Here is a 24,234-nt window from a genome sequence, read left to right as displayed (position 1 = left end):
AAGGCCAGCGGCGCTCTAATCGGTGCTCAAGGAGTGCCGCCATGATCCAGTTTCTCAACATTCTGGGCGATGTCGTACGGATCGCGACGTTTCAGTGGTACGACGAGAAACCGCATAGGGATTGGTACGAGGAGAGGCCGCCGACCAGCGTCGCCGTATGTCGAAGGCCGACGCCCGACCGCTACCCGGTTCGCCGTACCAGGCCATGACGGGATTGCCGGAACGGCATTGCGTTCCTGGCCCGATGCGCACATCTATCGCGTAGGGAAACGCGATGTGGAGACTGCGGTGGTCGGCCAACATCGGCAAGCGCACGGCGCCAGACCGATTCGACAAGGACGCAATTGGCCCGGCCCGTGGCGCAAGACGCCGGGCCGCGTCTTCGGCACGTCGCTTGTCCGATTCTACCAGCTGACGCTGTCCGGCTTCGTCGGCAATTCCTGCCGGCATCTGCCGACCTGTTCCGAATACGCGCACGAAGCGATCGCCCGCCACGGGCTATGGGCCGGCGGCTGGATGGGGTTTTTCCGGGTGCTGCGCTGCGGACCGTTCGGCACGCACGGCATCGACCGGGTGCCTGAGGCACTGGCTGATCGCTACCTCTGGTTCATGCCATGGCGGTACTGGCGGATCGGGAAAAAACGTGGCGACCTGGACAGTTGACCGCAACTGTGCGGTGCACAAAGGGATCGCTTTTTACGATCTGGTAGGGTTAACCGCAGCTTGCGCTGACATAGCGCATTTGAGACAAAATCGAGACAAGACACCTCGCTAAGCCGCTCCTGACAGCCTTCAGGAGAGATTACCAAATGCGCCGGATAGATCGTCTTCCCTTCGTTTTCGCCGTGGTTCTCTATGTCCTGGCGTGGCTGATGGGTTTTCCGATCCGTGCGCAATCGGCGCCGCTCGGGGAGGTCGAATGCACGCTGATCGTCGACGCCGCAAGCGGCGAGACGCTGTATCGCCAAGGGACCTGCGATCAGCGCTTCAGCCCCGCCTCGACATTCAAGGTTCCGCTGGCGCTGATCGGCTATGATGCTGGAATCCTGAGCGACGAGCATACGCCAAGCTGGGAGTACAAGGCAGAGTTCAATGCCCCGAAACGGGACCGCAAGACCGTCGACCCGACGATCTGGGAAAGGGATTCGGTCCTTTGGTTCTCACGCGAGATTACGCGCCGGCTCGGCAGCAAACAGTTTGCCGGCTATGTGTCCAGATTGGACTATGGTAACACCGAAGTCTCCGGCACTGCCGGCAAGAATGACGGCCTCACCCATTCCTGGGTGAATTCTTCGCTCAAGATATCGCCGGTCGAGCAGGTCGATTTCCTGCGCAAGCTGCTGGCGCGGAAACTGCCGGTCTCGGACAAGGCCCATGCGATGACCAGCGCGATTGTCCCGACCTTCCGGGCAGGCGGCTGGACGGTGCAGGGCAAGACCGGAACGACCAGGCTCGGCGACAGCGCCGACAAGCGCTCGCTTGGCTGGTTTGTCGGCTGGGCGCAGACCGATGCTCGCAAGATCGTCTTTGCCCGCCTGGTAGTCGATACGAAACGTTCCGACACGCCAAAGGGGCCCAAGACGCGGGCGATGTTCCTGAAAGATCTGCCGAATCTCCTCAGGTGACCTACATCCGGCTTTACGGCGCCGAAAACTGCCCATAAAAGACCGCTCGCCGCCGGACGCATCCGGCTCTTACTGATGCATGTCGTAGCCCCAAAACCGCTAAGCAGTCTTGGGCGACATGCATTTCACCACCCGCGCTCGTTTGCGGGACTGGATAGGAGAATCTTATGCTGAATTCCGTTTCCCTGACATTTCCCGATGGTTCCGTTCGCGATTACGACGCGGCGATGACCGGCGCCGGCCTGGCGGAATCGATCTCGAAGTCGCTGGCCAAGAAGGCCGTTGCCTATTCGATCGACGGCACAGTGCGCGATCTTTCCGACCCGATCGGCAGATCGGCCAAAGTCGAGATCATCACCCGCGAGGACCCGCGTGCGCTGGAGCTCATCCGCCACGATGCAGCCCATGTGCTGGCCGAAGCCGTGCAGGAACTTTGGCCGGGAACGCAGGTGACCATCGGGCCGGTGATCGAAAACGGATTCTACTACGATTTTGCCCGCAACGAGCCGTTCACGCCCGACGATTTCCCGGTGATCGAGAAGAAGATGCGCGAGATCATTGCGCGCAACAAGCCGTTCACCAAAGAGGTCTGGTCGCGCGAAAAGGCGAAAAGGATCTTTGCCGACAAGGGCGAGCGCTACAAGCTCGAGTTGATCGACGCCATCCCCGAGGATCAGGACCTCAAGATCTATGCACAGGGCGACTGGTTCGACCTTTGCCGCGGCCCGCATATGGCCTCGACTGGCCAGATCGGCAACGCCTTCAAGCTGATGAAGGTCGCCGGCGCCTATTGGCGCGGCGACAGCAACAACCCGATGCTGACCCGCATCTACGGCACGGCCTGGGCCGACCAGGCGCAGCTCGAAGCGTATCAGACGATGCTGGAGGAGGCCGAGAAGCGCGACCACAGGAAGCTCGGCCGTGAGATGGACCTGTTCCACTTCCAGGAGGAAGGCCCCGGGGTCGTGTTCTGGCACGCCAAGGGCTGGAGGATGTTCCAGAACCTGGTCAATTACATGCGTCGCCGCCTCGACGAGCAGGGCTATCAGGAGGTCAACGCGCCGCAGGTGCTCGACAAGAGCCTGTGGGAGACGTCAGGCCACTGGGGCTGGTACCGGGACAATATGTTCAAGGTGACGGTTGCTGGCGACGACACCGACGACGACCGGGTGTTTGCGCTGAAGCCGATGAACTGCCCCGGTCACGTCCAAATCTTCAAGCACGGGCTGAAATCCTACCGCGATCTGCCGGTAAAACTTGCGGAATTCGGCAATGTGCATCGCTATGAGCCGTCCGGCGCGCTGCACGGGCTGATGCGCGTGCGCGGCTTTACCCAGGACGATGCGCACATCTTCTGCACCGAGGAACAGCTCGCCGACGAGTGCATCAAGATCAACGATCTGATCCTCTCGACCTATGCCGATTTCGGCTTCGACGAAATCACCGTCAAGCTGGCGACCCGCCCCGAAAAACGGGTCGGCACCGACGCGATGTGGGATCATGCTGAGGGCGTGCTGCAGGACGTGCTCGACAAGATCGCGGCGCGGTCGGGCAACCGGATCAAGACGGGCGTCAATCCGGGTGAGGGCACGTTCTACGGGCCGAAGTTCGAATATGTGCTGAAGGACGCCATCGGCCGCGACTGGCAATGCGGCACCACGCAGGTTGATTTCAACCTGCCGGAACGGTTCGGCGCCTTCTACATCGGCTCGGATTCGGAAAAGAAGCAGCCGGTGATGGTGCATCGCGCCATCTGCGGCTCGATGGAGCGTTTTCTCGGCATCCTGATCGAGAATTATTCCGGCCATTTCCCGCTCTGGTTCGCGCCGCTGCAGGTGGTGGTGGCGACGATCACTTCCGATGCCGACGATTACGCGCGAAAGGTCGTCGCGCAGCTGAAGGCGGCCGGGCTGATCGCCGAGGCCGACCTGCGCAACGAGAAGATCAACTACAAGGTCCGCGAGCATTCGCTGGCCAAGGTCCCGGTCATACTGGTCTGTGGCAAGCGCGAGGCCGAGGAAGAAACGGTCAATATCCGTCGTCTCGGGTCGCGCGACCAGGAATCGCTCGGCCTCGCAGCCGCCGTGAAGCTGCTTGCCGACGAGGCGGTGACACCCGACCGCAAGCGCCGCGCGGCCTGAACCAGTCGACCAGCAACGAATGGCGGTGGAGCGATCCACCGCCATTTTTTATATTTTATATGCCTGTCACGCCGCGCGCCTATCTGGCAAATCGATCGACGTGCGCGTCGGCAACGCGCTGGCGCGACGCATGCGCAAGGCAGCTTAGAGGGGCGCGCCTCAGTCGGCGCCTTCCTCGGAATCGATGGCCGAAGCCTCGGTGGCCAGAACCTCGATGTCCTGGTTGTGCCCAGCCACCACCGTAAAATCCTTCTGGTAGATGCGGTCGCGGTTCTTGGCGATGATGGTGTAGTCGCCCTCGGCCAGCACCATCGAGGCAAAGGCGCCGACGGTTTCCTTGATCGGATCGCCGGATTCATTGAGCAGGGACCAGGAGGTGTCGGCGATCGCCTCGCCGCCTGGTTCGCGCACCAGCTTCATGGTCATCTCGGCGGCACGGTGCTCGACGGTCGCTTCGGTCAGCTTGCCGGCCTCGACGCGGATGTCGGAGCGGATGACCGCGTTCACCGCGCCATAGGTCGACACGACGTGGTAGGTGCCGGCATTGAGCCGCACGACGCTGTTCGGCTCGACATCGGGTATGATCAGGGCGCGATCGCCATCGGCCGCGGCGTGGCTCTCATAGATCGAGAAGCGCAGCTTCTTCGGCGGTATGCGTACCCCGCCGGACAGCACGGCATCGAGCTTGAGGCCGCCGGCATCGAGCACGAGGCTCTCGCGCTTGGCTTCCTTGCCGACGGTGATGCGCTTGGTGGCGCCGGCCCGCCCGTAGGAGGCGTGGACCAGATACGAACCCGGCTCGAGCTGGAATATGGCGGTGCCGCCATGAGCGGAGGCGACCATCGGCAGCTTGCCGTCGCTGGCCGATTCGGGTTTGAAGACGCGCCAGACTATGCCGCGCGTGATGTCGGCGCCCTTGTCGGTCAATTGCGCCGACAGCGTGATCGCCCCGCTGCTGCCCAATGCCAGCGATGTCTCGCTTTTCGGAGGCGCATAGCCCGAAATTCCGGGAAGCTTCAGCTCGCCGAGGCCGTCCACATCCTGGGCGACGGCAAGCGAAACCGGCACCATCAACAGTGCGGCAGCGAGCCCTATCAGGAAAAGACGCAATGTCCCCTCAAACATGCCTTGCGTTGAAGCCCAAGGCGGTGGCAATTTCAAGGCTTAAGAGTCCGGTCGGCTTCTGCTACAGGGCTCTTTGTCCGGCGCGCCGCGCCAATGCCCAAGCCGCCCGATGTCCCGATGGTGCGCTTCAGCTCAAATTCCAGGAGACTTGCGCCCATGGCGTCGCCGATCATCGATCTTCTGCTGACCCGAAATTCCGCGCCGATCCCGGATTTGAAAGAACCGGCACCGGGCGATGCGGAGATCGCGACGATGATCGCCGCCGCCTCGCGGGTGCCGGACCATGGCCGGCTGGAGCCTTGGCGTTTCATCCTTTATCGCGGCGAGGCCCGCATCGAGATCGGCAAGAAGCTGGCAGAACTTGCCGATCAGCGCGAAGGGCCGCTGCCGGAAGGCCGCCGCAACCAGGAACTGGCGCGCTTTTCGCGCGCGCCGCTGGTCATCGGCGTGATTTCTATCCCCAGGGAAAACCCAAAGATCCCGCAATGGGAGATGTTCCTGTCCGGCGGCATGGCGGCGATGAACCTGATGCTTGCCGCCAATGCGCTGGGCTACGGCACCAACATGATCAGCAACTGGTATTCCGACGTGCCCGAGGGCAGGGCGATCCTCGGCCTGGCGCCGCATGAGCGGGTCGTCGGCTTCGTCCATATCGGCTCCTACCAGGGGCCAGCGCCGGAACGACCGCGGCCCGATCCGGCAAAGCTCTATGCCGACTATTCAGGGCCGTGGGTGGGATAATTTCGGCGCGGAACAGACCCCTAAGGATCAAGCTCCGATGCCTTGGCTCGCGCCAGGAGCCGCTCTGCGAGCTTGAGATGCGGCCGGTCGTACATCTTGCCATCCATGCCGACGACGCCGGGATTTCCTGCCGCCTCGAACGCCTCGACGATCGCCAGGGCGCTTTTCACCGCTTGCGCCGAAGGCGTGAAGGCGGCGTTGATGACCGGCACCTGCGCCGGATGGATCGCCATCTTGCCGGTGAAGCCGTCGCGCTCGGCCTCAGCGCATTCGGCCTCGAAGCCGGCCATGTCGCGAAAATCCGGAAAGACGGTGTCGATTGCCGCGACTTCCGCGGCACTTGCGGCAAGCATGGTCATGGAGCGGGCGAGGCGGAACACATCCATGTAGCGGCCATTCGCGTCGCGCGTCGCGCGCGCGCCAATCGCCGCCGACAAATCTTCCGCCCCCCAGGTGACGCCGACAAGCCGCGCGCTTGCACGGGCGTAGGTCGCTGCGGCCAAGACGCCTGCGGCCGTTTCTGTGATGATCGGCAGGATCCTTATCGCTCCATCCGGCAGGCCGCTTTCGGCTTCGTGCACCCTGAGCTTGGCCGAGAGATGCTGGACATCCAGTCCGCTGTTCGACTTAGGCAGCATGATGCCGTCTGGTTTTGCTGGCACGAGCGCCGCCAGATCGTCGTCGGTCAGTCCGGTCGAAAGGTCATTGACGCGCACATAGATCGCGGAGCTGGTCCGGTGCCTGTGCGCGGCGATAAAACGCGCCGCTGTGTCGCGCGCCAACCCCTTGTTCTGCGCAGCAATCGAGTCCTCGAGATCGATGATGACCACGTCGGCGCCCACGCCAAAGCCCTTCTCCAGCTTCTTTTCCGAATCGCCGGGAACGAAGAGCAGAGAACGCATCGGCTATGCCTTTTTCACCATCATGGCTTGCCTCGTGCATTTGGCAACCAGCACATCGTTCTGGTTATAGGCGCGGTGCTCGAACTCGACGATACCGCGGTCCGGTTTCGACCTGGAATCGCGCACCGAAACCACCGTGGTCTCGACGCGAATGGTGTCGCCATGGAAGACGGGATGTGGAAACACCGTCTCCTTCATGCCGAGATTGGCGATGGTGGTGCCGACGGTGATGTCATTGACCGAGATGCCGATCATCAGGCCCAGCGTGAACAGCGAATTGACCAGCGGTTTGCCCCATTCGCTCTTCGCCGCGAAGTCGAAGTCGATGTGCAGCGGCTGCGGGTTCAACGTCATCACCGAAAACAACATGTTGTCGCTTTCGGTCACGGTCTTGCGCAGCGTGTGCGTGAACACTTGGCCGACAGCGAACTCCTCAAGATAAAGCCCGGCCATGGTCGATCTCCTCCGCTGCTTCAGGGTTGATAGGCGTTGCATATCGCGCTCGCAAGCCAGTTAACGAACATGGTGAACCGTTCGTAAACCATTTGTGCCTACGGTCTCCACCAGGGTCAGAAGCGTTCTGGCAAGGGGCGTAAGCAGGCGACATGGTCGTTTCGCATTTCCTGAAATGGATCCATACGGCGAAGGTGTCGGAGCGTGCTGCGGCGGCAAGCGCGCTGGCTCGCGCCTATGTCGACTCGGAGCTGCCTTTCGAGGACCGCTGCGCTGCCGAGGCGGCGCTGACGTTGCTGCTCGACGACGCATCGTCGAAGGTGCGGCTGGCGATCGCCGACGCGCTTTCCATGAGCCATCATGCGCCGCCGCAGATCGTCAGCGCGCTGGCCTCGGACCAGCCGGAAGTCGCAGCCTTGGTGCTGGCGCGCTCGCCGCTGCTCACCGATGCCGACCTGATCGATCGGGTTGCCGGCGGCCAGAAGGCGACGCAGAAGGTGATCGCCGACCGGCCACGCGTCTCGATGTCGGTTGCGGCGGCGATCGCCGAGATCGGCGAGCCGGAAGCCTGCGCCACGCTGCTCGCCAACAGCGGCGCCGATATCGCATCGATCAGCTTTCGGCGCATGGCCGAGCGGCACGGCCACCTGCCTCTGGTGCGCGAAGCGCTGATTGCCGACGCGCGCCTGCCCGCCGATTGCCGGCATTTGCTGCTGGTCAAAGTGGGCGAGACGCTCAAGGGCTCGCCGCTGGTGCTGGCGCTGATGGGCGCCGCCAGGGCCGAGCGCGTCATGCGCGATGCTTGCGTCAAAGCCTCCGTGACACTGATCGAAGGCACGCGTGCAGAGGAACATACCGCACTTGTCGAACATCTGCGCCTGCGCGGCGACCTGACCGCAAGCTTCGTCATCCGCACCATTGCGCACGGCAAGGTCGACTTCTTTGGCTCGGCGCTGGTCGCGCTCAGCCAACAGTCCGAGCAACGGGTGAGGGCACTGCTGGCCGGCGGGCATGACGTGGCTCTGCAGGCACTGTTCCGCAGCGCCGGGCTTACCGCCGCCACCCACGCCATCATTCTGCGCGCGCTGAAGGTCTGGCGCGAGGTCGCCAATGGCAAACGCCTCGCCGGCGTCCAGGAAGTCAGTTGGCTGATGCTGAAGGAATTGGGCGGACAGTCCGCCGAAGGCGATCTCGCCGGGCTGGTCAAATCGATCCATCTCGACGCGCTGCGCGAGAACGCACGCGGGCACGCGCTGGCGATCGCTGCTGCCTAAACCCGGTCTTTCGCGAAAAAATCCGGAAAATCCTCGATCGCGGCGGCGATGATGCGCAGCGAGGCGGCGGTCTGCAGCATTTCGGCTGCGACGCTGCGCTCCGCGATGCCTGCTGCATACTGCCTGGCGACTGCGACGGTCGCCGTCTGCGGCTCGCCGACGCGCCTGAACAGCAGTTCGCGCGCCAGCCCGCGCAGGAAATTGGTGATGGAAAGTGCCGTTTCGGATGGCATCGTGGAACTTTGCTGCGCGTTGCGCAGCCGTAGGATTTCGAGGCCGACGGTAACCGCAGCTATGCCGCCGCCGAGAACCGCGTCGCCTTTCTTGCCGGCGTTCTGCAGCAGTGGCATCAACTGGTTGATCCGGTCGTAGGCAAGGCTTTCGAAGGCCGATCGCCGCGGCAGGCGGTCGTGCAGGCAAAGGCGTGCAAGATCTTCGCGCATGGTTTGCAGGATGCGGTTGACTGTAACCCAGGGGTCGGCGGGCAGCACGACGGCGAAGACGCCGATCGCCAGAAGAATGCCGACAAGGACCGCTGCCGAATTGGCGAGGAACGGCTCCGGATCGTAGGTCATGACCTGATGTGGGCTGAGGAAGGCGAGGAAATTGATGGCAAAGGCCGTTGCCACGCCGACGTAGCGCGGATTGGCCATGCCCAGTGCCGCTGGCACCAGGATCGGGACGACGAAAACCGCGAACCAGCCAAAGCCCGGCAGCGCTGGAAGTGCTATCTGCCCGACCACAAACGCGAACGGCAGGGCGAGCAACGTGCCCTCGAAGAAGTTCCATGCCGACCGGATCGGATCGGCGCGCGCGGCGAACAAGCTGGAGACGACGGCGACCAGAATGACCGTGCCGGTCGCGTCCGACCATTTCGTCGCCAGCCAGAAGCCGGCGACCAGGAGCGTGGCGATTGCTGCGCGCACGGCATTGCGCGATGCCGCACGGTAATCGCGGTGCACCACCAGCGCTGGCTGCCGCCGTTCGCGACTGGCACGAGACGGGGGAGAGCGCAGTGCATCCAGGCCGCGCAGCACTTGCTGCATTGCCTCGGCGAAGTCGGCGGCAATGGTCAGGCGTGTGACAGTGCCAGCCCAGTTAATGTCTTGCCCGGCCGCGATGTCAGGCATCTGCCGCGCCTTGCCGGCGATTGCGTCGAGCCGCGCCACCCAGGGCGCCGTATCGTCCAGCGCGCCCGGCTTGGCTACCAGTTCGCCGACAACGGCCTGCAACTCGGCGCGAACGGGGATGAGGGCTGCATTCTTCGGCGCGGCGTGGGCATGCAGCGCACGCGCCGCTGACAGGGCCGACAGAAGCTGGCCGATGGTACGCCGGACCGGATAGGCGCGGGTGGCGAGGCTCGGCCCCTCCAGCCTTGCGTAAGTGCGCATCTCGCCGAGCGTCTGGACGTCGCCGATCAGCTTGCGGTGCAGCCCGGCAAGCTTTTCCGCATCGCCGCCGGAAAAAGCGCCGTCCGCATAGGCCGCCAGGTCGAGAATGCTGCGTTTCAGTCTTGAGATGATGGCGTCGGCGGCCAGTTTCGGCAGGATCAGCCGGCTGGTCAGCGCAGCGCAGACGATACCAAGCACGATTTCCGCGCAGCGCGCCACGGCGAGATCGATGACGAGGTGCGGCTGGCCGAAAGCCGGCAGGCCTATGATCATCGCGGTGTAGCCGGCAAGCGCCGCGCCATAGGCTTCCGGATTGCGTAGCAGCGACGAGACCAGCGAGCAGATGCCGGTCCAGACGGCAAGAACTGCAACCAGCAACCACGGGTTGGCATCGAAAACAGTGGTAATGCCGATCGCCGCCAGCGCGCCGGCAAGCGTGCCGAGGAGACGATAAAACCCCTTCGCCAGCACCATGCCGGCGACCGGCTGTGCGACGATGAACACCGTCATCATCGCCCATTGCGGGTGGTCGAGCTTCAGCGCATAGGCGGCCAAAATCGCGATGAGGCCGGCCGAAACGGTGCGCAGGGCAAAGATCCAGTCCGAGCGCGTCGGCCGCGTCAGGCCATCGATCCGCGTGCCGATATCGTCCTTCAGCCGCGCCCAGGTCAAGTGCTCGTCTCCAGCTCAGAAGGCCAAGCTAGCGGCGGGAGCTCAGATATCCAGCACTTCCGTCTCGGCGAATTCCGCGCGTTCCTGGATGAACCGGAAACGGGCCTCGGGCTTGGTCCCCATCAATGCGTCGACCGCATCCTTGGTCGCCGCCTCGGCATCGATAACGTCGACCCGCAGCAGCGTGCGCTTTTTCGGGTCCATGGTGGTTTCCTTGAGCTGGGCGGCCATCATTTCGCCCAGCCCCTTGAAGCGGCCGATTTCGACCTTGCCGCGCCCGGTGAATTCGGTGCGCAGGAGTTCGTCCTTGTGCGCGTCGTTGCGAGCATAGGCGACCTTGCCGCCTTGCCGGATCGAATAGAGCGGCGGCACCGCCAGATAGAGATGGCCGCCGCGGACCAGGCTTGGCATCTCCTGGTAGAAAAAGGTGATCAGCAGCGAGGCGATATGGGCGCCGTCGACGTCGGCATCGGTCATGATGATGACCCGGTCGTAGCGCAGGTCTTCGTCGCGGTATCTCGAGCGCGTGCCGCAGCCAAGCGCCTGGATGAGGTCGGATATCTGCTGGTTGGCGGCAAGCTTGTCGTTGCCGGCGCTGGCGACGTTGAGGATCTTGCCGCGCAGGGGCAGCACCGCCTGGCTGGCGCGGTCGCGCGCCTGCTTTGCCGAACCGCCGGCCGAATCGCCCTCGACGATGAACAGCTCGGCACCGGCGGCGGCATTCTGCGTGCAGTCGGCGAGCTTGCCGGGCAGGCGCAGCTTGCGCACCGCACTCTTGCGCGACACTTCCTTTTCCTGGCGGCGGCGCACCCGCTCGTCGGCGCGCGCGATCACCCATTCGAGCAGTTTCGAAGCTTCCTGCGGATTGTCGGCCAGCCAATGGTCGAACGGGTCGCGGATAGCGCTTTCGACGATGCGGATCGCCTCGATCGTCGCCAACCTGTCCTTGGTCTGGCCGACGAATTCCGGTTCGCGGATGAACACCGACAGCATGCCCGCCGCCGAGATCATCACATCCTCGGAAGTGACGATCGAGGCGCGCTTGTTGCCGACCAGGTCGGCATAAGCGCGCAAGCCGCGCGTCAGGACGTTGCGGAAGCCGGCCTCATGCGTGCCGCCCTCCGCGGTCGGGATGGTGTTGCAATAGGAATTGATAAAACCGTCGCCGCCGAACCAGGTCACCGCCCATTCGAGCGAACCGTGACCGCCCTGCTTCTCGCTCTTGCCGGCAAACATTTCACGGGTCACCTGGAATTCGTCGCCGAGCGAGGCTTTCAGATAATCCTTGAGGCCGCCCGGAAAATGGAATTCTGCCTTGGCCGGCGTCGTGTCCTTTTCCTTGATCAGCGAGGGATCGCAGGTCCAGCGGATTTCGACACCGCCGAACAGGTAGGCCTTTGACCGCGCCATGCGGTAGAGCCGCGCCGGCTCGAAAGCAGCACCCTTGCCGAAAATCTGCTCGTCTGGATGGAAGCGGATCTTCGTGCCGCGGCGGTTGTGCACCTCGCCGAGCTGCTCCAGGCCGGTCACCGGAACGCCTCGCGAGAAGCGCTGGCGATAGAGCTTGCGCCCAATCGCGACCTCGACCTCGAGATGGTCGGACAGCGCGTTGACCACGGAAACGCCGACACCGTGCAGGCCGCCGGACGTCTCGTAAACCTTGCTGTCGAACTTGCCGCCTGAATGCAGCGTCGTCATGATGAGTTCGAGCGCCGGCTTCTTGAATTTCGGGTGCGGATCGACCGGAATGCCGCGGCCGTTGTCGGTTACGGACAGGTATCCGTCGGCGGAAAGCTCGACATCGATGAAGGTCGCATGGCCGGCGACCGCCTCGTCCATCGAATTGTCGATGACCTCGGCGAACAGATGGTGCATCGCCTTGTCGTCGGTGCCGCCAATGTACATGCCTGGGCGGCGGCGCACCGGCTCCAGCCCCTCCAGCACTTCGATATCGGCGGCACTGTAGCTCTCGCTGGCGTCGCGGGGCGCCGGCCGCTTCGCCGCCTGCACCAGCGGGTCGGCCGGGCGCGCGGCGGCGCGAGCCGGTTGCGGCTGCTTGTCGAATTTGGCGAAAAGATCGTTATTGTCGTCCATGCCGATCCTGGATTCCGATGCTGCGAATCACCATCCGATACTGCCACGCTTTTCGCGGGCAGGCGACGGAGGTTCCTGTTACGTTCGAGGATAGAGCCTCTTACTGCAAAACCATTCGACAGCCAAGCGGCGGAAATGGGGTCGAAGCCTGGAGCATCGACGCTTTGTAAACCTTGTCCGAAGGTTACGCCGCAAGGTTGGCTGAAAAACGATATCCGCGAACTGTCGCTGACCTAGAATGCAGTGGAACCCTCAAGAGGCTGTCGCTTAAGCATGTTGGATTACAGTTCGCTCTTGCTCGCGGCGGCGCTGTCGGGCACGTGCCTTAGCATCACCATGTTTGCGATCTGGTTCAGCGCGCCACAGGCACGCTTTGTGCTGACGGTGGCCTGCGGCATTCTCGTGCTGGTCGCACATGTCGTGTTGTTCTGGCATTACACCAGGGATCCAAGCGCCTGGCTTTGCCAGATCGTGCTTGTGCTTCTCAGCCTCGGCTTCCTGATTCTCTGCCTGTCGGCCATGCAATATCTCAGCATGCGCGACTACAGGCGGGCCATCTTGCCGACCTTGGCTGCGATGGCTGTTTGCGCGGGTGCGACGTATCTCGGGTTTGATGGTGTCGGCTTCATTGTCACCTACGCGACGGTAACGGCGCTGCTCTCGCTTATCGGGGCGATGTTCTGGATTGAGGGTGGTCACGATCGCCGGATATTGCTGGTCGTCTCGTTCCTGAGCGGCGTCTGTGCGCTGTCGTTCGGACTTTGCGGCGCGGTCCTGCTGGTCACGGGCCAATGGGTGCTGGGTGTTGCGCCCGACAATTGGGCCGAGCGGGTGAATTCCGTCGTGGCCGTCGCCTGCATGACCGGGCTCGGCGCATTGACGCTCTCCCTGCACCATTTGCAGGCGCAGATCGAACTGAAGGCCGAGACGATGACCGATCCATTGACCGGGCTGATGAATCGGCGGGCGTTGACGGCACTCTACGGCGAGCGGGTCTTCGGTCCGTTCATGTCCGTTGCCATGTTCGACCTTGACCATTTCAAGAGGACGAACGACGTATTCGGTCACCCGGTCGGCGACCAGGTTCTGTGCCGCTTTGCCGCCGTCATCAGGAAATACGCCCGGACCGGCGTCGACGCCTTCCGGTTGGGCGGCGAGGAATTCGTGCTCGTCATGTCGCGGATGACGGAAGAGAAGGCCTATGACATTGCGAGCAAGATCAGCGTTGCCTTCGGCACGGAAGTCGTGGCCACCCAACTTGGTCCGTTGCGAAGCACAGTCAGCGGCGGCATCGGCTTTGGTGGAACAAACGGCACCGGTCTCGACGATGTGCTGGCCGAAGCCGACGCAGCACTCTATGCGGCAAAGCGCGCCGGGCGAAATCGCGTCGTCCTTCGGGACCGGGCGAGCAAGGCCGACGGGCCGGCCTTGCGTTCTGCCTGATTGAGGTTTCTATCTTCTTGTTAGACCCATGATCTTGTCCGAAAACCGGATTCCACTTTTCGGGATCATGATCTATTCCGCCGCACCCAGATATTCCGACAGCGGCGGGCAGGAGCAGACAAGGTTGCGGTCGCCGGCGACATTGTCGATGCGTGACACCGGCGGCCAGTATTTTGCCGTCGTGTCGGCATCGCCGGCGGGGTAGGCCGCCTCCAGGCGCGAATAGGGATGGGTCCACTGGCCGGCCAACGCCTCGGCGGCGGTGTGCGGCGCGTTGACCAGAGGATTGTCGCCCAACGGCCATTCGCCCTTCGCCACCTTGGCTGCCTCGCCGGCTATGGCGATCATGGCCTCGCAGAAGCGATCCAGCTCGCGCTTGGGCTCGGACTCGGTCGGCTCCACCATCAGTGTGCCGGCCACCGGGAACGACATGGTCGGTGCATGGAAGCCATAGTCGATCAGCCGCTTGGCGATATCGTCGACGCTGATGCCGGCGCTGTCTTTGAGCACGCGGGTGTCGAGGATGCATTCATGCGCAACGCGTCCGTTGCGCCCTTTGTAAAGCAGGGGGAAATGCTCGCCGAGCCGCGTCGCCACATAGTTGGCGGAGATGATCGCCGTCTCGGTCGCCTGCTTCAGGCCGGAAGCGCCCATCATACGAATATACATCCAGGTGATCGGCAGGATGGAGGCACTGCCGAACGGTGCCGCCGCCACGGCATGGGCCGAGCCTTCGGTGACGTGGCCGGGCAGATATGGCTTCAGGTGCGCCTTGACGCCGATCGGGCCGACACCGGGGCCGCCGCCGCCATGCGGGATGCAGAAGGTCTTGTGCAGGTTCATGTGGCAGACATCGGCGCCGATATCGCCGGGACGGGCGAGGCCGACCAGCGCGTTGAGGTTGGCGCCGTCGAAATAGACCTGGCCGCCATGGCTGTGGACGAGGGCACAAAGGTCGCGCGCGCCTTCCTCGAAGACGCCATGCGTCGAAGGATAGGTGAACATCAGCGCCGCAAGGTTGTTCGCATGCTCGGCTGCCTTGGCCTGCAGGTCGGCCATGTCGATATTGCCGTCCTCGGTGCAGCGCACGACGACGACGCTCATGCCGGCCATGGCCGCACTTGCCGGATTGGTGCCATGCGCCGAGGACGGGATCAGGCAGACGGTGCGATGGCCCTCGCCGCGCGACAGATGATAGCCGCGAATGGCGAGCAGCCCGGCATATTCGCCCTGGCTGCCGGCATTGGGCTGCAGGGTCACCGCGTCGAAGCCGGTGATCTCGGCCAGCCAGCCTTCCAGATCGTCGATCATGGCGCGATAGCCTATCGAATGGTTTGCCGGCGCGAAGGGATGCAGGTTGGCGACATCAGGCCAGCTCACCGGCATCATTTCGGCGGCGGCGTTGAGCTTCATGGTGCAGGAGCCGAGCGGGATCATGGCGCGGTCGAGCGCCAGGTCCTTGTCGGCCAGCCGGCGCAGGAAGCGCATCATGTCGGTTTCCGAGTGGTTTTCGCGGAAGACGGGCTGGGTGAGGAACTCCTTGCCGCGCGGTGTTCCTGGCATGGAACTGCCGGCGGCAACGTCGGCCTTGGCGCCGAAAAGCGCTGCGATTGCCTCCAGATCGGCTTCAGTGGAGGTCTCGTCGAAGCTGATGCCGACATGGTCGGCGTCGATGACGCGCAGCAGCCGGCCGGTCTTTTCTGCGGCGGCGGCAATCGCGCCGGCTCTGCCCTTCACTTCCACGGTCACAGTGTCGAAGCGGCTGTCGCCGAGCACCGAAACGCCCGCTGCCTTGAGGCCGGCAGCCAGGCGGTTGGCCAGCGTGTGGACGCGGCCGGCAATCGCCTGCAGCCCGGCAGGGCCATGCCAGATCGCGTAGGCCGTCGCCATATTGGCGAGCAGCGCCTGTGCGGTGCAGATGTTGGACGTCGCCTTGTCGCGGCGGATATGCTGTTCGCGTGTCTGCAAAGCGAGGCGATAACCGGGACGGCCCTTGCTATCCGTCGACTGGCCAACGAGCCGGCCGGGCATCAGCCGCGTCAGCCTGTCGGAGACGGCGCAATAGGCGGCGTGCGGCCCGCCAAAGCCCATCGGCACGCCAAAACGCTGCATCGGGCCGACGGCGATGTCGGCGCCAAGCCTGGCCGGCGCATCGGTCAGCGTCAGGCCAAGCGGGTCGGCGATGAAGACGACCAGCGCGCCGGCAGCACGGGCCCTGTCGATCGCTGCCTTGTGGTCGCCGTAGACGCCGAATGTATCGGGCCAGGAGACCAGCAGGGCGGCGGTGTTGTCGTCGATCACCTCGCCGTCGACCTCGATGCCGAGCGGCTCGGCGCGGGTGCGCACGACGTCCAGCGTCTGCGGGTGCGGCGTGCCGGCCAGTGCCACCTTGGTGCGCTTGTCGCGATGATGGCGCAGCGCAATGCCGACAGCTTCGGCCACCGCCGTCGCCTCGTCGAGCAGCGAGGCCGACGCCACCGGCAGGCCGGTCAGTTCTGTCACCAGCGTCTGGAAGTTGAACAGCATTTCCAGCCGGCCCTGGCTGATCTCGGCTTGGTAAGGCGTGTAAGCCGTATACCAGGCCGGGTTCTCGAACAGGTTGCGCTGGATCACCGGCGGCACGTGGACGCCATGATACCCGGCACCGATGAAGCTCTTCAGCACCGTGTTCTTTGCCATCGTCGCCGCGAGCTCGGTCAGCGCTTCCGCTTCGCTTGCGGGGGCGGGCAGGGCCAGCGGCCGGTCGAGCCGGATCGACTTCGGCACTGCCTGACTGATCAGGGTCTCGACCGAAGGAACGCCGATCGTCGCCAGCATGGCTCTGACGTCATGGAGGCCCGGGCCGATATGGCGAGCCGAGAAGGGGTAGGGTGCTGCGGTCATCTTCCTCGTCCTGCTATCAACCAATATGGGCTTTGTAAGCGGCTTCATCGAGGAGTCCGTCGAGCTGGCTTTCATTGGCCAGCTTCATCTTCCACAACCACCCGTCGCTGGTTGCCGCCGAATTGACGAGTGAAGGATCCGATGACAGCGAGGTGTTGGCCTCGGTGATCTCGCCGTCGACGGGCGCGTAGACATCCGATGCGGCCTTGACCGATTCGACCACCACGGCGGTGTCGCCCTTGGCCAGTTTTCTGCCCAGTTCCGGCAGCTCGACGAAGACGAGATCGCCGAGCTGCTGCTGTGCGTAGTCGGTGATGCCGACCGTGGCGATGCCGCCCTCGACGCGCAGCCATTCGTGATCTTCGGTGAAATAGGTCTTTGCCATTGAAATCATCCTTTGCGGTAGCGATGGGGCGTGAAGGGCAGGGGGTGGATGTCGACCGGGATTTTCGTCCCGCGGACATCGGCGAACAGTTTTGCGCCGGATTTGGCAAGCGGCGTCTGGACGTAGCCCATGGCGACCGGATGACCGGCCGAGGGGCCGAAGCCGCCTGAGGTGACATGGCCGGCAGGGTTGCCGTCAGCATCGAAAAGGGCAGCACCGGCGCGCACCGGCTGGCGGCCTTCCGGCTTCAGGCCGACGCGTTTTTGCGCCGGACCGCGCTCCAGGATGGCGCGCAGCGCATCGGCGCCGATGAAGGCGCCAGAGGCGCGAACCTCCTTGGGGATGGCCCACATCAGCCCGGCGCTGGCCGGATCGATCTCCGGCGTGATGTCCAGCCCGTGCAGGCACAGTCCGGCTTCGAGCCGCAGGCTGTCGCGGGCGGCAAGGCCGACCCACATCACCCGCTCGTCCTCGAGCAGCCTGGCGACGAGGTTTCTTGCATCCGCTTCCGGCAGGCCGATCTCGAAGCCGTCTTCGCCGGTATAGCCGGACCGGCTCATGAACCATTTTTCGCGCGGCTCGATGCCGTGCATGAACACCAGCGAACCGGTCTCGATGCCAGCGCGGGAAAGGGCAGCCCACGCCTCGGGGCCCTGGATGGCCAGGAAGACGCGGTCGAGCGCATCCACTTTTACATCGAAATCGCCCTCTGCATCGAAATTTTTGGCCAGTGCGCGCAGATGCTTTTCGTCGGCGGCGGCGTTGCCGGCATTGGCGACCATCATGAAGCGCTCGGCGCCGAGCCTGGTGACGATCAGATCGTCCAGAATGCCGGCCGCCTCATTGAGGAAGAACGTGTATTTGGACTGGGAAACCTCAAGCGCGCCGGCATCGAACGGGCAGGCGCGGTTCAGAAGCGCTGCTGGCCCCGTACCGCTGATTTCGAACAGCTTCATGTGCGAGATGTCGAACAGGCCGGCATACTCACGGCTGTGCAGGTGCTCCTTCATCACGCCGGCCGGATAGGTCAGCGGCATCGACCAGCCGGCGAAGGCGCCAAAGCGCGCACCAGCTGCCATGTGCAGATCTTCGAGGGGAAGGTGTTTGGTGTCGTCGCCCGTCATGTCATCTCCAGAGTCGCACGCAAGCGGCCGCGAATGGCGACCAGTCCGTGCCCCTCTGTCTGAAGCCTGAGAGACTCGCGCCCCGTAACTCTGTCGGCAGCGCTTACACCTTCGGCGCGGGGGCAAGCCCCGACTTTCCAGAGTGTCTTTCCCGTCTACGGTTCTTTTGCCTGAGAGATTTCGGGCGATTTCCCCTTCGGCGGCAGCTCTCGCTGCTCTCTCCCGCAAACAGGTAGGACTCGGTCAAGAGCCCTCGACTCGTCATCCATAGCCCGTGGACGACACCTTGTCACCTGCCGGCGACATTTTTACTGCCAAGTCTTCTGCGGGCCTTCTTTACAGGCAAGCCTTCGCTAACCACGCCGCTTGCCGGTTTCTCAAGACCTTGCCGATATACCGCATAAGGGCGGGCAATTACCGGCGGCGGGCGGGGAAGAAAATGGGCGAATTGATCATGAGCGCGCCGGTGGCCGGGCTGACCTCGAAAAATCGGATCACGGCGGAAGACGTGGTCATGCTGCGCGGCGAAGTGTTCGGCGACGGCGTGGTAACGCGCGGCGAGGCCGAGGCGCTGTTTGCGCTGGATGCAACGGCGAGGGACAAATGCACGGAATGGCTCGAGTTTTTCGTCGAGGCCGTCACCGATTTCATCGTCCACCAGGAAAAGCCGGCGGGCTATGTTTCGCAGGACAATGCCGACTGGCTGATCCGGACGATTTCGCGCGACGGCATGGTCGACAGCCAGACCGAACTCGAGCTGCTGGTGCATGTGCTGGAAGTTGCCAAATCATCGCCGAGCACGCTTTCCAGCTATGCGCTGGAGCAGGTCGCTCATGCGGTTGTGGACGGCAAGGGGCCGCTGATGACCGGCGGCAGGCTTATCCCTGGGTCGATTGCCAAGGCTGAGGTCGAGCTGTTGCGCCGCATCCTTTACGCCTACGGCGGCGATGGCAACATCGCCATCAGCCGCGCCGAGGCCGAGGTGCTGTTCGAGATCAACGAGCGGACAGCGGCGGGCGACAACGATCCGTCCTGGAACGATCTATTCGTCAAGGCGATCGCCAATTTCGTCATGTGTTCGGCCGGCTACGAACCGCCGGTGCGCGACGTGGCGCTGCGCCGGGATGCTTTTTTCGAACAGGCCGATCCGGAGATCGGCGGGTTCTTCAGCCGCATGGTATCGGGCGGCCTGTCCGGCATCATGGAAGCCTATCGCTCACCGGGCGATATCGAAGCCGAATGGGAGTCCAAGAACAAGGCAGCCGAGGCACTGGCCCGCCGGGCCGAGACGGTCGATGCCGGCGAAGCGAAGTGGCTTGCTGAACACATCGGCGACCGGCCGCTGCAGGAGAACGAGCGTGCGCTGCTGACGCTGATCAAGCACGCCTCGCCGGAAATCCATCCGGCGCTGAAGCCGCTAATCGACAAGGTTGCATAACAGGTCACGACCCTATTGCTTGGCGGGCTCGGACTTAGCTGTCTGGAAGCGCGACATCCATTTGAAGCTGCCGAACCAGTAGCGGCGCACGCCGCCTATGGTGCCGTCGGCGGTGCGCGCGCCGATCCAGTTGTTGACGTATTGGATGAGGCGGACATCGTCCGGGCGCATCGCAAACGCTTCCGGCGTCCGCAACAGCGGGCCGCCCACCATCGTCAACTTCGCGTCATAGAGCCTGGCGGCCATTTGGGGCGTTGGCGATGTCGCGACCATCGCCTGTGCGTCGCCGCCGATGATCGCGGCGAAAACATCGGAGGTATTGTCGAAAGACAGGATGGTCGCCTTGGGAAAAGCTTCCTTCGCGGCGGCTTCATCGGTGGAATTGGACAGCACGGCAATCTTGTATCCCGGCGCCGCCACTGCCTTTCCCGGCCTTTTCCCAAGACTGGCGATCGTCGCAACCATACGGATATCGGCGGTACCGGTCTGGTTGGAGAACACCACCTCGCGTGCGCGTTCCGGCGTGCTGGCGTAGCCCGCCGCGATCATGTCGAAATCACCCTTGAGCAGTCTTGTCTTGAGGTCGTTCCAGGGCACCTCGACCAGCTTCAGGTCGACGCCGAGATCAGACGCCAGCGCACTGGTCAGGTCGACATCATAGCCGGCGAACTTCCCGTCGGCCTTCTTGAGGATCCATGGCGGGTTGAGCGCCACGCCGATCGTCAGTGTCTTCTGGTCGATGATGCGCTTGAGGCTGTCGTCCGCCCGGGCTGGCAGCAGCGACAAAGCCAACCAGGCAGAAAGGGCAAGTATAGTTGTAGCGATCATCTTAGCGCGCATTAATATAACCTCGCTGAGCCCGTCCGGTTGTCAGATTTACACAGAGGTGCCATTCTGTCGATAGCGGACCCTGATGGAGAGTTGCGATGTCGACACGGATGACGGTTACCGGTTCGATGATGTTCCTGGTTTGCATCCTGGGCAATCCGGCGAAGCTTTCGCTGCTGCCGGCGGCAGCGCAGGCTGCGGGGGCAAAACGCGTGGTCTGCTCCAGCGCCGATTACCGCTATTCCTATTGCGGGGTCGATACGCGCCGCGGCGTGCAGTTGACCTCCAGGCTTTCGAAGGCGCGTTGCGTATACGGTAGAAGCTGGGGCTATGACGGCGGCGGCATCTGGGTCGACAATGGTTGCTCGGCCGAATTCGCAGTCGCCGGCCCCAACCGCAATCCCTCTGCTGGCGACGTCGCCGCAGCCATTATCGTCGGCGGCGTGGTAGGCGCCATTCTCGACAACGGCAATTCGCATCGCCATCATTCCGATAATTACTATCCGAAGCCGCGCCCGCGCCGTTACGACCAATCGATCGATCCGACGCCGCAATTCGACAATCAGGGCAACCCCAACTTCGATACCCACGGCAACTACCAGGGACCGCATGGGCTGGGCAAGCTTGTCACCCCTGACGACAATCCTGACCTGAATCCGGCCCTGCGCAGCGCCGGCGACGACAGCGACGACGACAGTTAGATGAAGCTTAGGTCAGGTTTCGGTCAGATGCCGCCGTACCAGTCGTAGCCATTGTCCTCCCAATAGCCGCCTCTGCCGCCGCCGATATTGGCGAAGCCGTCGACCAGCTCGATCTTGTAGAGGTATTTCGGCATCTTGTAGCCGAGCTGGCGCTCGACGCGGACGCGCAGCGGCGCGCCGTTCTCGACCGGCAACGGCTTGCCGTTGAGGCCATAGGCAAGGATCGTCTGCGGATGACGGGCATCGACCAGGTCGATCGAGCCGTAATATTTGATGTCGCCGGCCAGGCTGCGGTCGATCGTATCGAGGCAGTGGAACATGACGTAGCGCGCCTGCGGCTTGACCACTGCCTGGTCGAGCACCAGCGACAGCGGCGTGCCGGTCCATTTGGCAATGCAGCTCCAGCCTTCGACGCAGTCGTGGCGGGTGATCTGGGTGCGGCTCGGCATGTTCATCAGCTGCTCGCGGCTCAGCGACAGCGGTTTTTCGACGAGGCCTGAAACCTCCAGCCGCCAGTCGGCGAAATCGCTGGCGAGCAGGCCCTTGTAGAAATCGTCGTCCGGTGCGGTGACACCGTTCGGCCGCTGCGGCTGGCGAATGTCGGCCTCGGTGAACTCCGGCGCCAGCGCATCAGCGCCGGCAAGCAGTCGCTGCGCCCGCCAGGTCAGGCCATTGGCGCTTTCGAGGAAGCTGCGCAGGCTGTCGCCGACGCCAAGCTGGCTGTCGAAGGCGTCGCAGCCCGACAGCATGATGCCGGAAAGGCCGAGGCTGGCCGAGGTCAGGAACTTTCTTCGGCTTATCTGTAGCTTGGGGCTGATCTCGAATTTCGCCATGTCAGGCACTCCTCTCTGGCGCATTGTCGCCATGCGCCGGCGGGTCGGTTCGGTACCACCCGGTGATGATGGAGCGCAGCTCGTTAATCGGGCCGGCGGCCAGGATCATCAGGATGTGGATAATGAAGAAGGCGACGAGCAGCAGCATCACCGTGAAATGAATGGTGCGCGCCGTCTGCCGGCCGCCGAGCAGATCATTCAGGAACGGCAGCACCGAATCCATGCTCGGCGACATGGCAAGGCCGGTGATGATCATCAGCGGCAGCAGCACGAACAGCACGCCGCCATAGGCCATCTTCTGCAGCGTGTTGTAGTCGCGCGTGTGATGGAACCTGAGCTTGGCGTGCTCGACAATGTCTCGCGGCAAGCGCCTGAAATCATCGAGGCGCGGGGCAAGATCGCGGCGCAAATGGCCGTTGATCAGGCTGGCGACCAGCCAGACCAGCAGCGTGGTGGTCAGCACCCAGGCAAAGAAGAAATGAACGACGCGCGCGGTGCCGAGATCGTAATAGGAAGGGATCGTCGCCCAGGACGGGAAGGCACGGGAGGTCTCCTGGCCGGCCGGACCCGACCAGCCGAGCACGCCAGTGGTATCGAAGCGCTTGCCGAAGATTTCGGTATAGCCGCGCGGGCCAGTCGCCGTATTCTCGGCGCCAATGGCGAAGACGGTGTTGTTGTAGCCAAAACCCGACTCCTTGCCGATATAGAGCTGCGGGCGGGCGTTGAAGATCTGCAGGCCGGAAAGCAGCATGAAGAACAGCGCGATCGCCCACAGCCAATGCGTCAGCCGCGTCCAGCGCGACTGCCGATAGATCAGCGTCGCATCACTCGGCGCGGCGGTATCTGCTCCGGCGGCTTGGTTTCTGGCAAGCGATTCCATTTGTTGTTCCCTCCGGCCGCGCGTTCGTCGCGGCCTCGTCAGATCTCTTCTCCTCCCAATACGTCGCCAGCCTAAGCGATGTTTCACCCGATCACGGATTTATTACGGACTGCCGAGGCTGACGGCGAGGTTGACCGCGGCTGCCACGATGACCGTGTTGAAGAAGAACGACAGGATCGAGTGCACAAGCACGACACGGCGCATTTGCGAGGTCGTGATGTTGGTGTCGGCGGTTTGCGCCGTCATGCCGATCACCGTGGCGAAATAGAGGAAATCCGAGCCTTCCGGCCGCTTGCCGCCCGGGAAGTCGAGGCCGCCGACCGGAATTTTCTTTTTTGTGTCGCCATCCATCGCATCGCCATCCAACCAGTAGATATGCGCGTAGTGAAGTGCGGCCATCGCATGGATGGTCAACCAGCCAAGCGGGATAGACAGCAGCGCCACCGTAAGCTCGACGGTGTCCGCGCTCTTCTCCCTGTTGATCAATTGAAACAACGAAATGATGGCAATAGCGACGACAATCAGCGTGACCGCGAAGATGGCCAGTACCGGCAGGTCCGTGTCGCCTGCATTCTTGCGCAGATAGCTGCCGGTAAGCCGCGGCATATGGGCGATGACAAGAACGAGATAGGCGGCAAAGAACAGATTGGCGCCGATCGAATAGGCAAGCGGCGCACGCCAGACCAGCGCGGCGCCAAAGGCTGCCACGCCGATGCAGGCCGACACCGCGAACGGCGTGTGGGGTCGCATGGGCATTTTGGTCGGGGTACCAGTCGCCATGGCCTTCAGTCCGCTGACGCGGATTTCAGCGCTCGCCGTAGGATGCGGTCAAGCTCGCCTAGGAACCGCGAGCGATCCTGCGGCGCGAAGCTCGAATTGTAGCCCTTGCTTTCGCCGGTCTCGCGCAGATGCTGCTTGAGATCGCGCATTGCAATCGCCATGCCGATCGTTTCGGGCGTAAACGGGCGTCCGGTCGGACCAAGTACGTGGGCGCCAAGCGCCACAGCGCGGGCGGCAAGCGGGATATCGGCGGTCACCACAATGTCGTTGGACCGGGCATTTTCGACGATCCAGTCGTCGGCGGCATCGGCGCCCTTGGAGACGACGACATTGCGGATCATCGGATCGCGCGACGGACGCAAGCCGCCATTGGAGACGAAGGTGACGACGATACCGTGCCGCTCGGCGACTTTTTCGACCTCGGCCTTCACCGGGCAAGCGTCGGCATCGACGAGAATAGCAGGTGCGGGCATCGTTGTTCCAAATGTGAAAGAGCCGGGCGGCGTCGCCCGGCTCGATCG

22 protein-coding genes and 1 riboswitch are annotated in these 24,234 nt (G+C 63.4%); of the genes, 9 read left to right on the top strand and 13 right to left on the bottom strand.

From position 1 onward, the window contains the following. The first annotated feature begins 41 nt into the window (after nt 1-41). The 4 genes from NKI52_RS09670 (at nt 42) to thrS (ending at nt 3,766) form a co-directional block, all read left to right on the top strand. Nucleotides 42-209: a hypothetical protein gene (locus NKI52_RS09670; protein WP_352697781.1), complete on the top strand. Its 168-nt coding sequence runs from the start codon at nt 42-44 to the stop codon at nt 207-209. Between the two features lie 79 nt (nt 210-288). Then, nucleotides 289-663, top strand: coding sequence for a membrane protein insertion efficiency factor YidD (gene yidD / locus NKI52_RS09665; RefSeq protein ID WP_352697845.1), 375 nt, complete (start codon nt 289-291; stop codon nt 661-663). A 146-nt stretch (nt 664-809) separates the two neighbouring features. After that, a complete protein-coding gene (gene blaOXA / locus NKI52_RS09660; RefSeq protein WP_352697779.1) occupies nt 810-1,625 on the top strand; it encodes a class D beta-lactamase in 816 nt (271 codons plus the stop codon). A gap of 167 nt (nt 1,626-1,792) precedes the next feature. Continuing rightward, nucleotides 1,793-3,766, top strand: coding sequence for a threonine--tRNA ligase (gene thrS, locus NKI52_RS09655; RefSeq protein ID WP_352697778.1), 1,974 nt, complete (start codon nt 1,793-1,795; stop codon nt 3,764-3,766). Nucleotides 3,767-3,925: 159 nt separating this feature from the next. Here the strand turns inward: thrS and NKI52_RS09650 are convergent, their stop codons facing one another. After that, a complete protein-coding gene (locus NKI52_RS09650; protein WP_352697776.1) occupies nt 3,926-4,891 on the bottom strand; it encodes an RgsD C-terminal domain-containing protein in 966 nt (321 codons plus the stop codon). Between the two features lie 156 nt (nt 4,892-5,047). On the opposite strand from NKI52_RS09650, the gene NKI52_RS09645 reads away from it, so the two are divergent. Next, nucleotides 5,048-5,632: a nitroreductase family protein gene (locus NKI52_RS09645; RefSeq protein ID WP_352454450.1), complete on the top strand. Its 585-nt coding sequence runs from the start codon at nt 5,048-5,050 to the stop codon at nt 5,630-5,632. 20 nt (nt 5,633-5,652) lie between these two features. On the opposite strand, the gene NKI52_RS09640 is transcribed toward NKI52_RS09645, so the two are convergent. Both NKI52_RS09640 and NKI52_RS09635 read right to left on the bottom strand, forming a co-directional pair. Then, nucleotides 5,653-6,534 (bottom strand): HpcH/HpaI aldolase/citrate lyase family protein, encoded by an 882-nt coding sequence (locus NKI52_RS09640; RefSeq protein ID WP_352697774.1) that lies wholly within the window; start codon nt 6,532-6,534, stop codon nt 5,653-5,655. Nucleotides 6,535-6,537: 3 nt separating this feature from the next. Further along, on the bottom strand, nt 6,538-7,029 hold the full coding sequence (locus tag NKI52_RS09635) for a MaoC family dehydratase (RefSeq protein WP_502897748.1): 492 nt from the start codon (nt 7,027-7,029) through the stop codon (nt 6,538-6,540). A gap of 110 nt (nt 7,030-7,139) precedes the next feature. On the opposite strand from NKI52_RS09635, the gene NKI52_RS09630 reads away from it, so the two are divergent. Continuing rightward, complete coding sequence (locus tag NKI52_RS09630) at nt 7,140-8,261, top strand: DUF2336 domain-containing protein (RefSeq protein ID WP_023678870.1); 1,122 nt, start codon at nt 7,140-7,142, stop codon at nt 8,259-8,261. Here NKI52_RS09630 and NKI52_RS09625 read toward each other — a convergent pair. Together NKI52_RS09625 and parE are read right to left on the bottom strand one after the other, a co-directional pair. Next, nucleotides 8,258-10,324, bottom strand: coding sequence for an FUSC family protein (locus NKI52_RS09625; protein ID WP_352697770.1), 2,067 nt, complete (start codon nt 10,322-10,324; stop codon nt 8,258-8,260). The genes NKI52_RS09630 and NKI52_RS09625 overlap by 4 nt on opposite strands. A gap of 42 nt (nt 10,325-10,366) precedes the next feature. Beyond that, nucleotides 10,367-12,418 (bottom strand): DNA topoisomerase IV subunit B, encoded by a 2,052-nt coding sequence (gene parE, locus NKI52_RS09620; protein WP_352647821.1) that lies wholly within the window; start codon nt 12,416-12,418, stop codon nt 10,367-10,369. 273 nt (nt 12,419-12,691) lie between these two features. Between parE and NKI52_RS09615 the strand changes: the two genes are divergently transcribed. Continuing rightward, nucleotides 12,692-13,861, top strand: coding sequence for a GGDEF domain-containing protein (locus tag NKI52_RS09615; protein WP_352697768.1), 1,170 nt, complete (start codon nt 12,692-12,694; stop codon nt 13,859-13,861). Between the two features lie 72 nt (nt 13,862-13,933). Here NKI52_RS09615 and gcvP read toward each other — a convergent pair whose 3' ends face one another. The 3 genes from gcvP to gcvT are packed head-to-tail and all read right to left on the bottom strand — an operon-like array spanning nt 13,934 to nt 18,253. After that, complete coding sequence (gcvP, locus tag NKI52_RS09610; RefSeq protein WP_352697766.1) at nt 13,934-16,744, bottom strand: aminomethyl-transferring glycine dehydrogenase; 2,811 nt, start codon at nt 16,742-16,744, stop codon at nt 13,934-13,936. Nucleotides 16,745-16,760: 16 nt separating this feature from the next. Beyond that, the gene (gcvH, locus tag NKI52_RS09605) at nt 16,761-17,129 is read right to left on the bottom strand and encodes a glycine cleavage system protein GcvH (RefSeq protein ID WP_352587970.1); all 369 of its coding nucleotides are present in this window, start codon (nt 17,127-17,129) and stop codon (nt 16,761-16,763) included. 5 nt (nt 17,130-17,134) lie between these two features. Then, a complete protein-coding gene (gene gcvT, locus NKI52_RS09600) occupies nt 17,135-18,253 on the bottom strand; it encodes a glycine cleavage system aminomethyltransferase GcvT (protein WP_352697764.1) in 1,119 nt (372 codons plus the stop codon). A gap of 148 nt (nt 18,254-18,401) precedes the next feature. Further along, a riboswitch (glycine riboswitch) is annotated at nt 18,402-18,488 on the bottom strand. Between the two features lie 204 nt (nt 18,489-18,692). Between gcvT and NKI52_RS09595 the strand changes: the two genes are divergently transcribed. Further along, complete coding sequence (locus NKI52_RS09595; protein ID WP_352647828.1) at nt 18,693-19,691, top strand: hypothetical protein; 999 nt, start codon at nt 18,693-18,695, stop codon at nt 19,689-19,691. A gap of 12 nt (nt 19,692-19,703) precedes the next feature. On the opposite strand, the gene NKI52_RS09590 is transcribed toward NKI52_RS09595, so the two are convergent. Next, on the bottom strand, nt 19,704-20,519 hold the full coding sequence (locus NKI52_RS09590; protein WP_352697762.1) for a transporter substrate-binding domain-containing protein: 816 nt from the start codon (nt 20,517-20,519) through the stop codon (nt 19,704-19,706). Between the two features lie 98 nt (nt 20,520-20,617). Here NKI52_RS09590 and NKI52_RS09585 point away from each other — a divergent pair, with 98 nt between their 5' ends. Next, nucleotides 20,618-21,220: a DUF3011 domain-containing protein gene (locus NKI52_RS09585; RefSeq protein ID WP_352697760.1), complete on the top strand. Its 603-nt coding sequence runs from the start codon at nt 20,618-20,620 to the stop codon at nt 21,218-21,220. 23 nt (nt 21,221-21,243) lie between these two features. On the opposite strand, the gene NKI52_RS09580 is transcribed toward NKI52_RS09585, so the two are convergent. The 4 genes from NKI52_RS09580 to NKI52_RS09565 form a co-directional block, all read right to left on the bottom strand. Then, nucleotides 21,244-22,053, bottom strand: coding sequence for a molybdopterin-binding protein (locus NKI52_RS09580; protein WP_352454438.1), 810 nt, complete (start codon nt 22,051-22,053; stop codon nt 21,244-21,246). Nucleotide 22,054: 1 nt separating this feature from the next. Continuing rightward, nucleotides 22,055-22,933 (bottom strand): cytochrome b/b6 domain-containing protein, encoded by an 879-nt coding sequence (locus NKI52_RS09575; RefSeq protein WP_352454437.1) that lies wholly within the window; start codon nt 22,931-22,933, stop codon nt 22,055-22,057. A 102-nt stretch (nt 22,934-23,035) separates the two neighbouring features. Beyond that, entirely contained in the window at nt 23,036-23,713 is a 678-nt protein-coding gene (locus NKI52_RS09570) for a DUF1345 domain-containing protein (protein ID WP_352697757.1), read from the bottom strand. A gap of 5 nt (nt 23,714-23,718) precedes the next feature. Beyond that, the gene (locus NKI52_RS09565; RefSeq protein WP_023678856.1) at nt 23,719-24,186 is read right to left on the bottom strand and encodes a YaiI/YqxD family protein; all 468 of its coding nucleotides are present in this window, start codon (nt 24,184-24,186) and stop codon (nt 23,719-23,721) included. Nucleotides 24,187-24,234 lie beyond the last annotated feature (48 nt).

The organism is Mesorhizobium sp. M0590, from assembly GCF_040320905.1.
In the GTDB taxonomy this organism is placed as follows: Bacteria; Pseudomonadota; Alphaproteobacteria; order Rhizobiales; family Rhizobiaceae; genus Mesorhizobium.
Note: the sequence above shows the minus strand (reverse complement) of the source record. Positions and strands in the feature narration are given on the sequence as shown.

What these genes read in the sequence shown, in the direction of transcription:
- NKI52_RS09670 (WP_352697781.1), top strand. Translation starts at nt 42, where the DNA reads ATGATCCAGTTTCTCAACATTCTGGGCGATGTCGTACGGATCGCGACG.
- blaOXA (WP_352697779.1), top strand. Translation starts at nt 810, where the DNA reads ATGCGCCGGATAGATCGTCTTCCCTTCGTTTTCGCCGTGGTTCTCTAT.
- thrS (WP_352697778.1), top strand. Translation starts at nt 1,793, where the DNA reads ATGCTGAATTCCGTTTCCCTGACATTTCCCGATGGTTCCGTTCGCGAT.
- NKI52_RS09650 (WP_352697776.1), bottom strand. Translation starts at nt 4,891, where the DNA reads ATGTTTGAGGGGACATTGCGTCTTTTCCTGATAGGGCTCGCTGCCGCA.
- NKI52_RS09645 (WP_352454450.1), top strand. Translation starts at nt 5,048, where the DNA reads ATGGCGTCGCCGATCATCGATCTTCTGCTGACCCGAAATTCCGCGCCG.
- NKI52_RS09640 (WP_352697774.1), bottom strand. Translation starts at nt 6,534, where the DNA reads ATGCGTTCTCTGCTCTTCGTTCCCGGCGATTCGGAAAAGAAGCTGGAG.
- NKI52_RS09635 (WP_502897748.1), bottom strand. Translation starts at nt 7,029, where the DNA reads ATGCAACGCCTATCAACCCTGAAGCAGCGGAGGAGATCGACCATGGCC.
- NKI52_RS09630 (WP_023678870.1), top strand. Translation starts at nt 7,140, where the DNA reads ATGGTCGTTTCGCATTTCCTGAAATGGATCCATACGGCGAAGGTGTCG.
- parE (WP_352647821.1), bottom strand. Translation starts at nt 12,418, where the DNA reads ATGGACGACAATAACGATCTTTTCGCCAAATTCGACAAGCAGCCGCAA.
- NKI52_RS09615 (WP_352697768.1), top strand. Translation starts at nt 12,692, where the DNA reads ATGTTGGATTACAGTTCGCTCTTGCTCGCGGCGGCGCTGTCGGGCACG.
- gcvP (WP_352697766.1), bottom strand. Translation starts at nt 16,744, where the DNA reads ATGACCGCAGCACCCTACCCCTTCTCGGCTCGCCATATCGGCCCGGGC.
- gcvH (WP_352587970.1), bottom strand. Translation starts at nt 17,129, where the DNA reads ATGGCAAAGACCTATTTCACCGAAGATCACGAATGGCTGCGCGTCGAG.
- gcvT (WP_352697764.1), bottom strand. Translation starts at nt 18,253, where the DNA reads ATGACGGGCGACGACACCAAACACCTTCCCCTCGAAGATCTGCACATG.
- NKI52_RS09595 (WP_352647828.1), top strand. Translation starts at nt 18,693, where the DNA reads ATGGGCGAATTGATCATGAGCGCGCCGGTGGCCGGGCTGACCTCGAAA.
- NKI52_RS09590 (WP_352697762.1), bottom strand. Translation starts at nt 20,519, where the DNA reads ATGATCGCTACAACTATACTTGCCCTTTCTGCCTGGTTGGCTTTGTCG.
- NKI52_RS09585 (WP_352697760.1), top strand. Translation starts at nt 20,618, where the DNA reads ATGTCGACACGGATGACGGTTACCGGTTCGATGATGTTCCTGGTTTGC.
- NKI52_RS09580 (WP_352454438.1), bottom strand. Translation starts at nt 22,053, where the DNA reads ATGGCGAAATTCGAGATCAGCCCCAAGCTACAGATAAGCCGAAGAAAG.
- NKI52_RS09575 (WP_352454437.1), bottom strand. Translation starts at nt 22,933, where the DNA reads ATGGAATCGCTTGCCAGAAACCAAGCCGCCGGAGCAGATACCGCCGCG.
- NKI52_RS09570 (WP_352697757.1), bottom strand. Translation starts at nt 23,713, where the DNA reads ATGGCGACTGGTACCCCGACCAAAATGCCCATGCGACCCCACACGCCG.
- NKI52_RS09565 (WP_023678856.1), bottom strand. Translation starts at nt 24,186, where the DNA reads ATGCCCGCACCTGCTATTCTCGTCGATGCCGACGCTTGCCCGGTGAAG.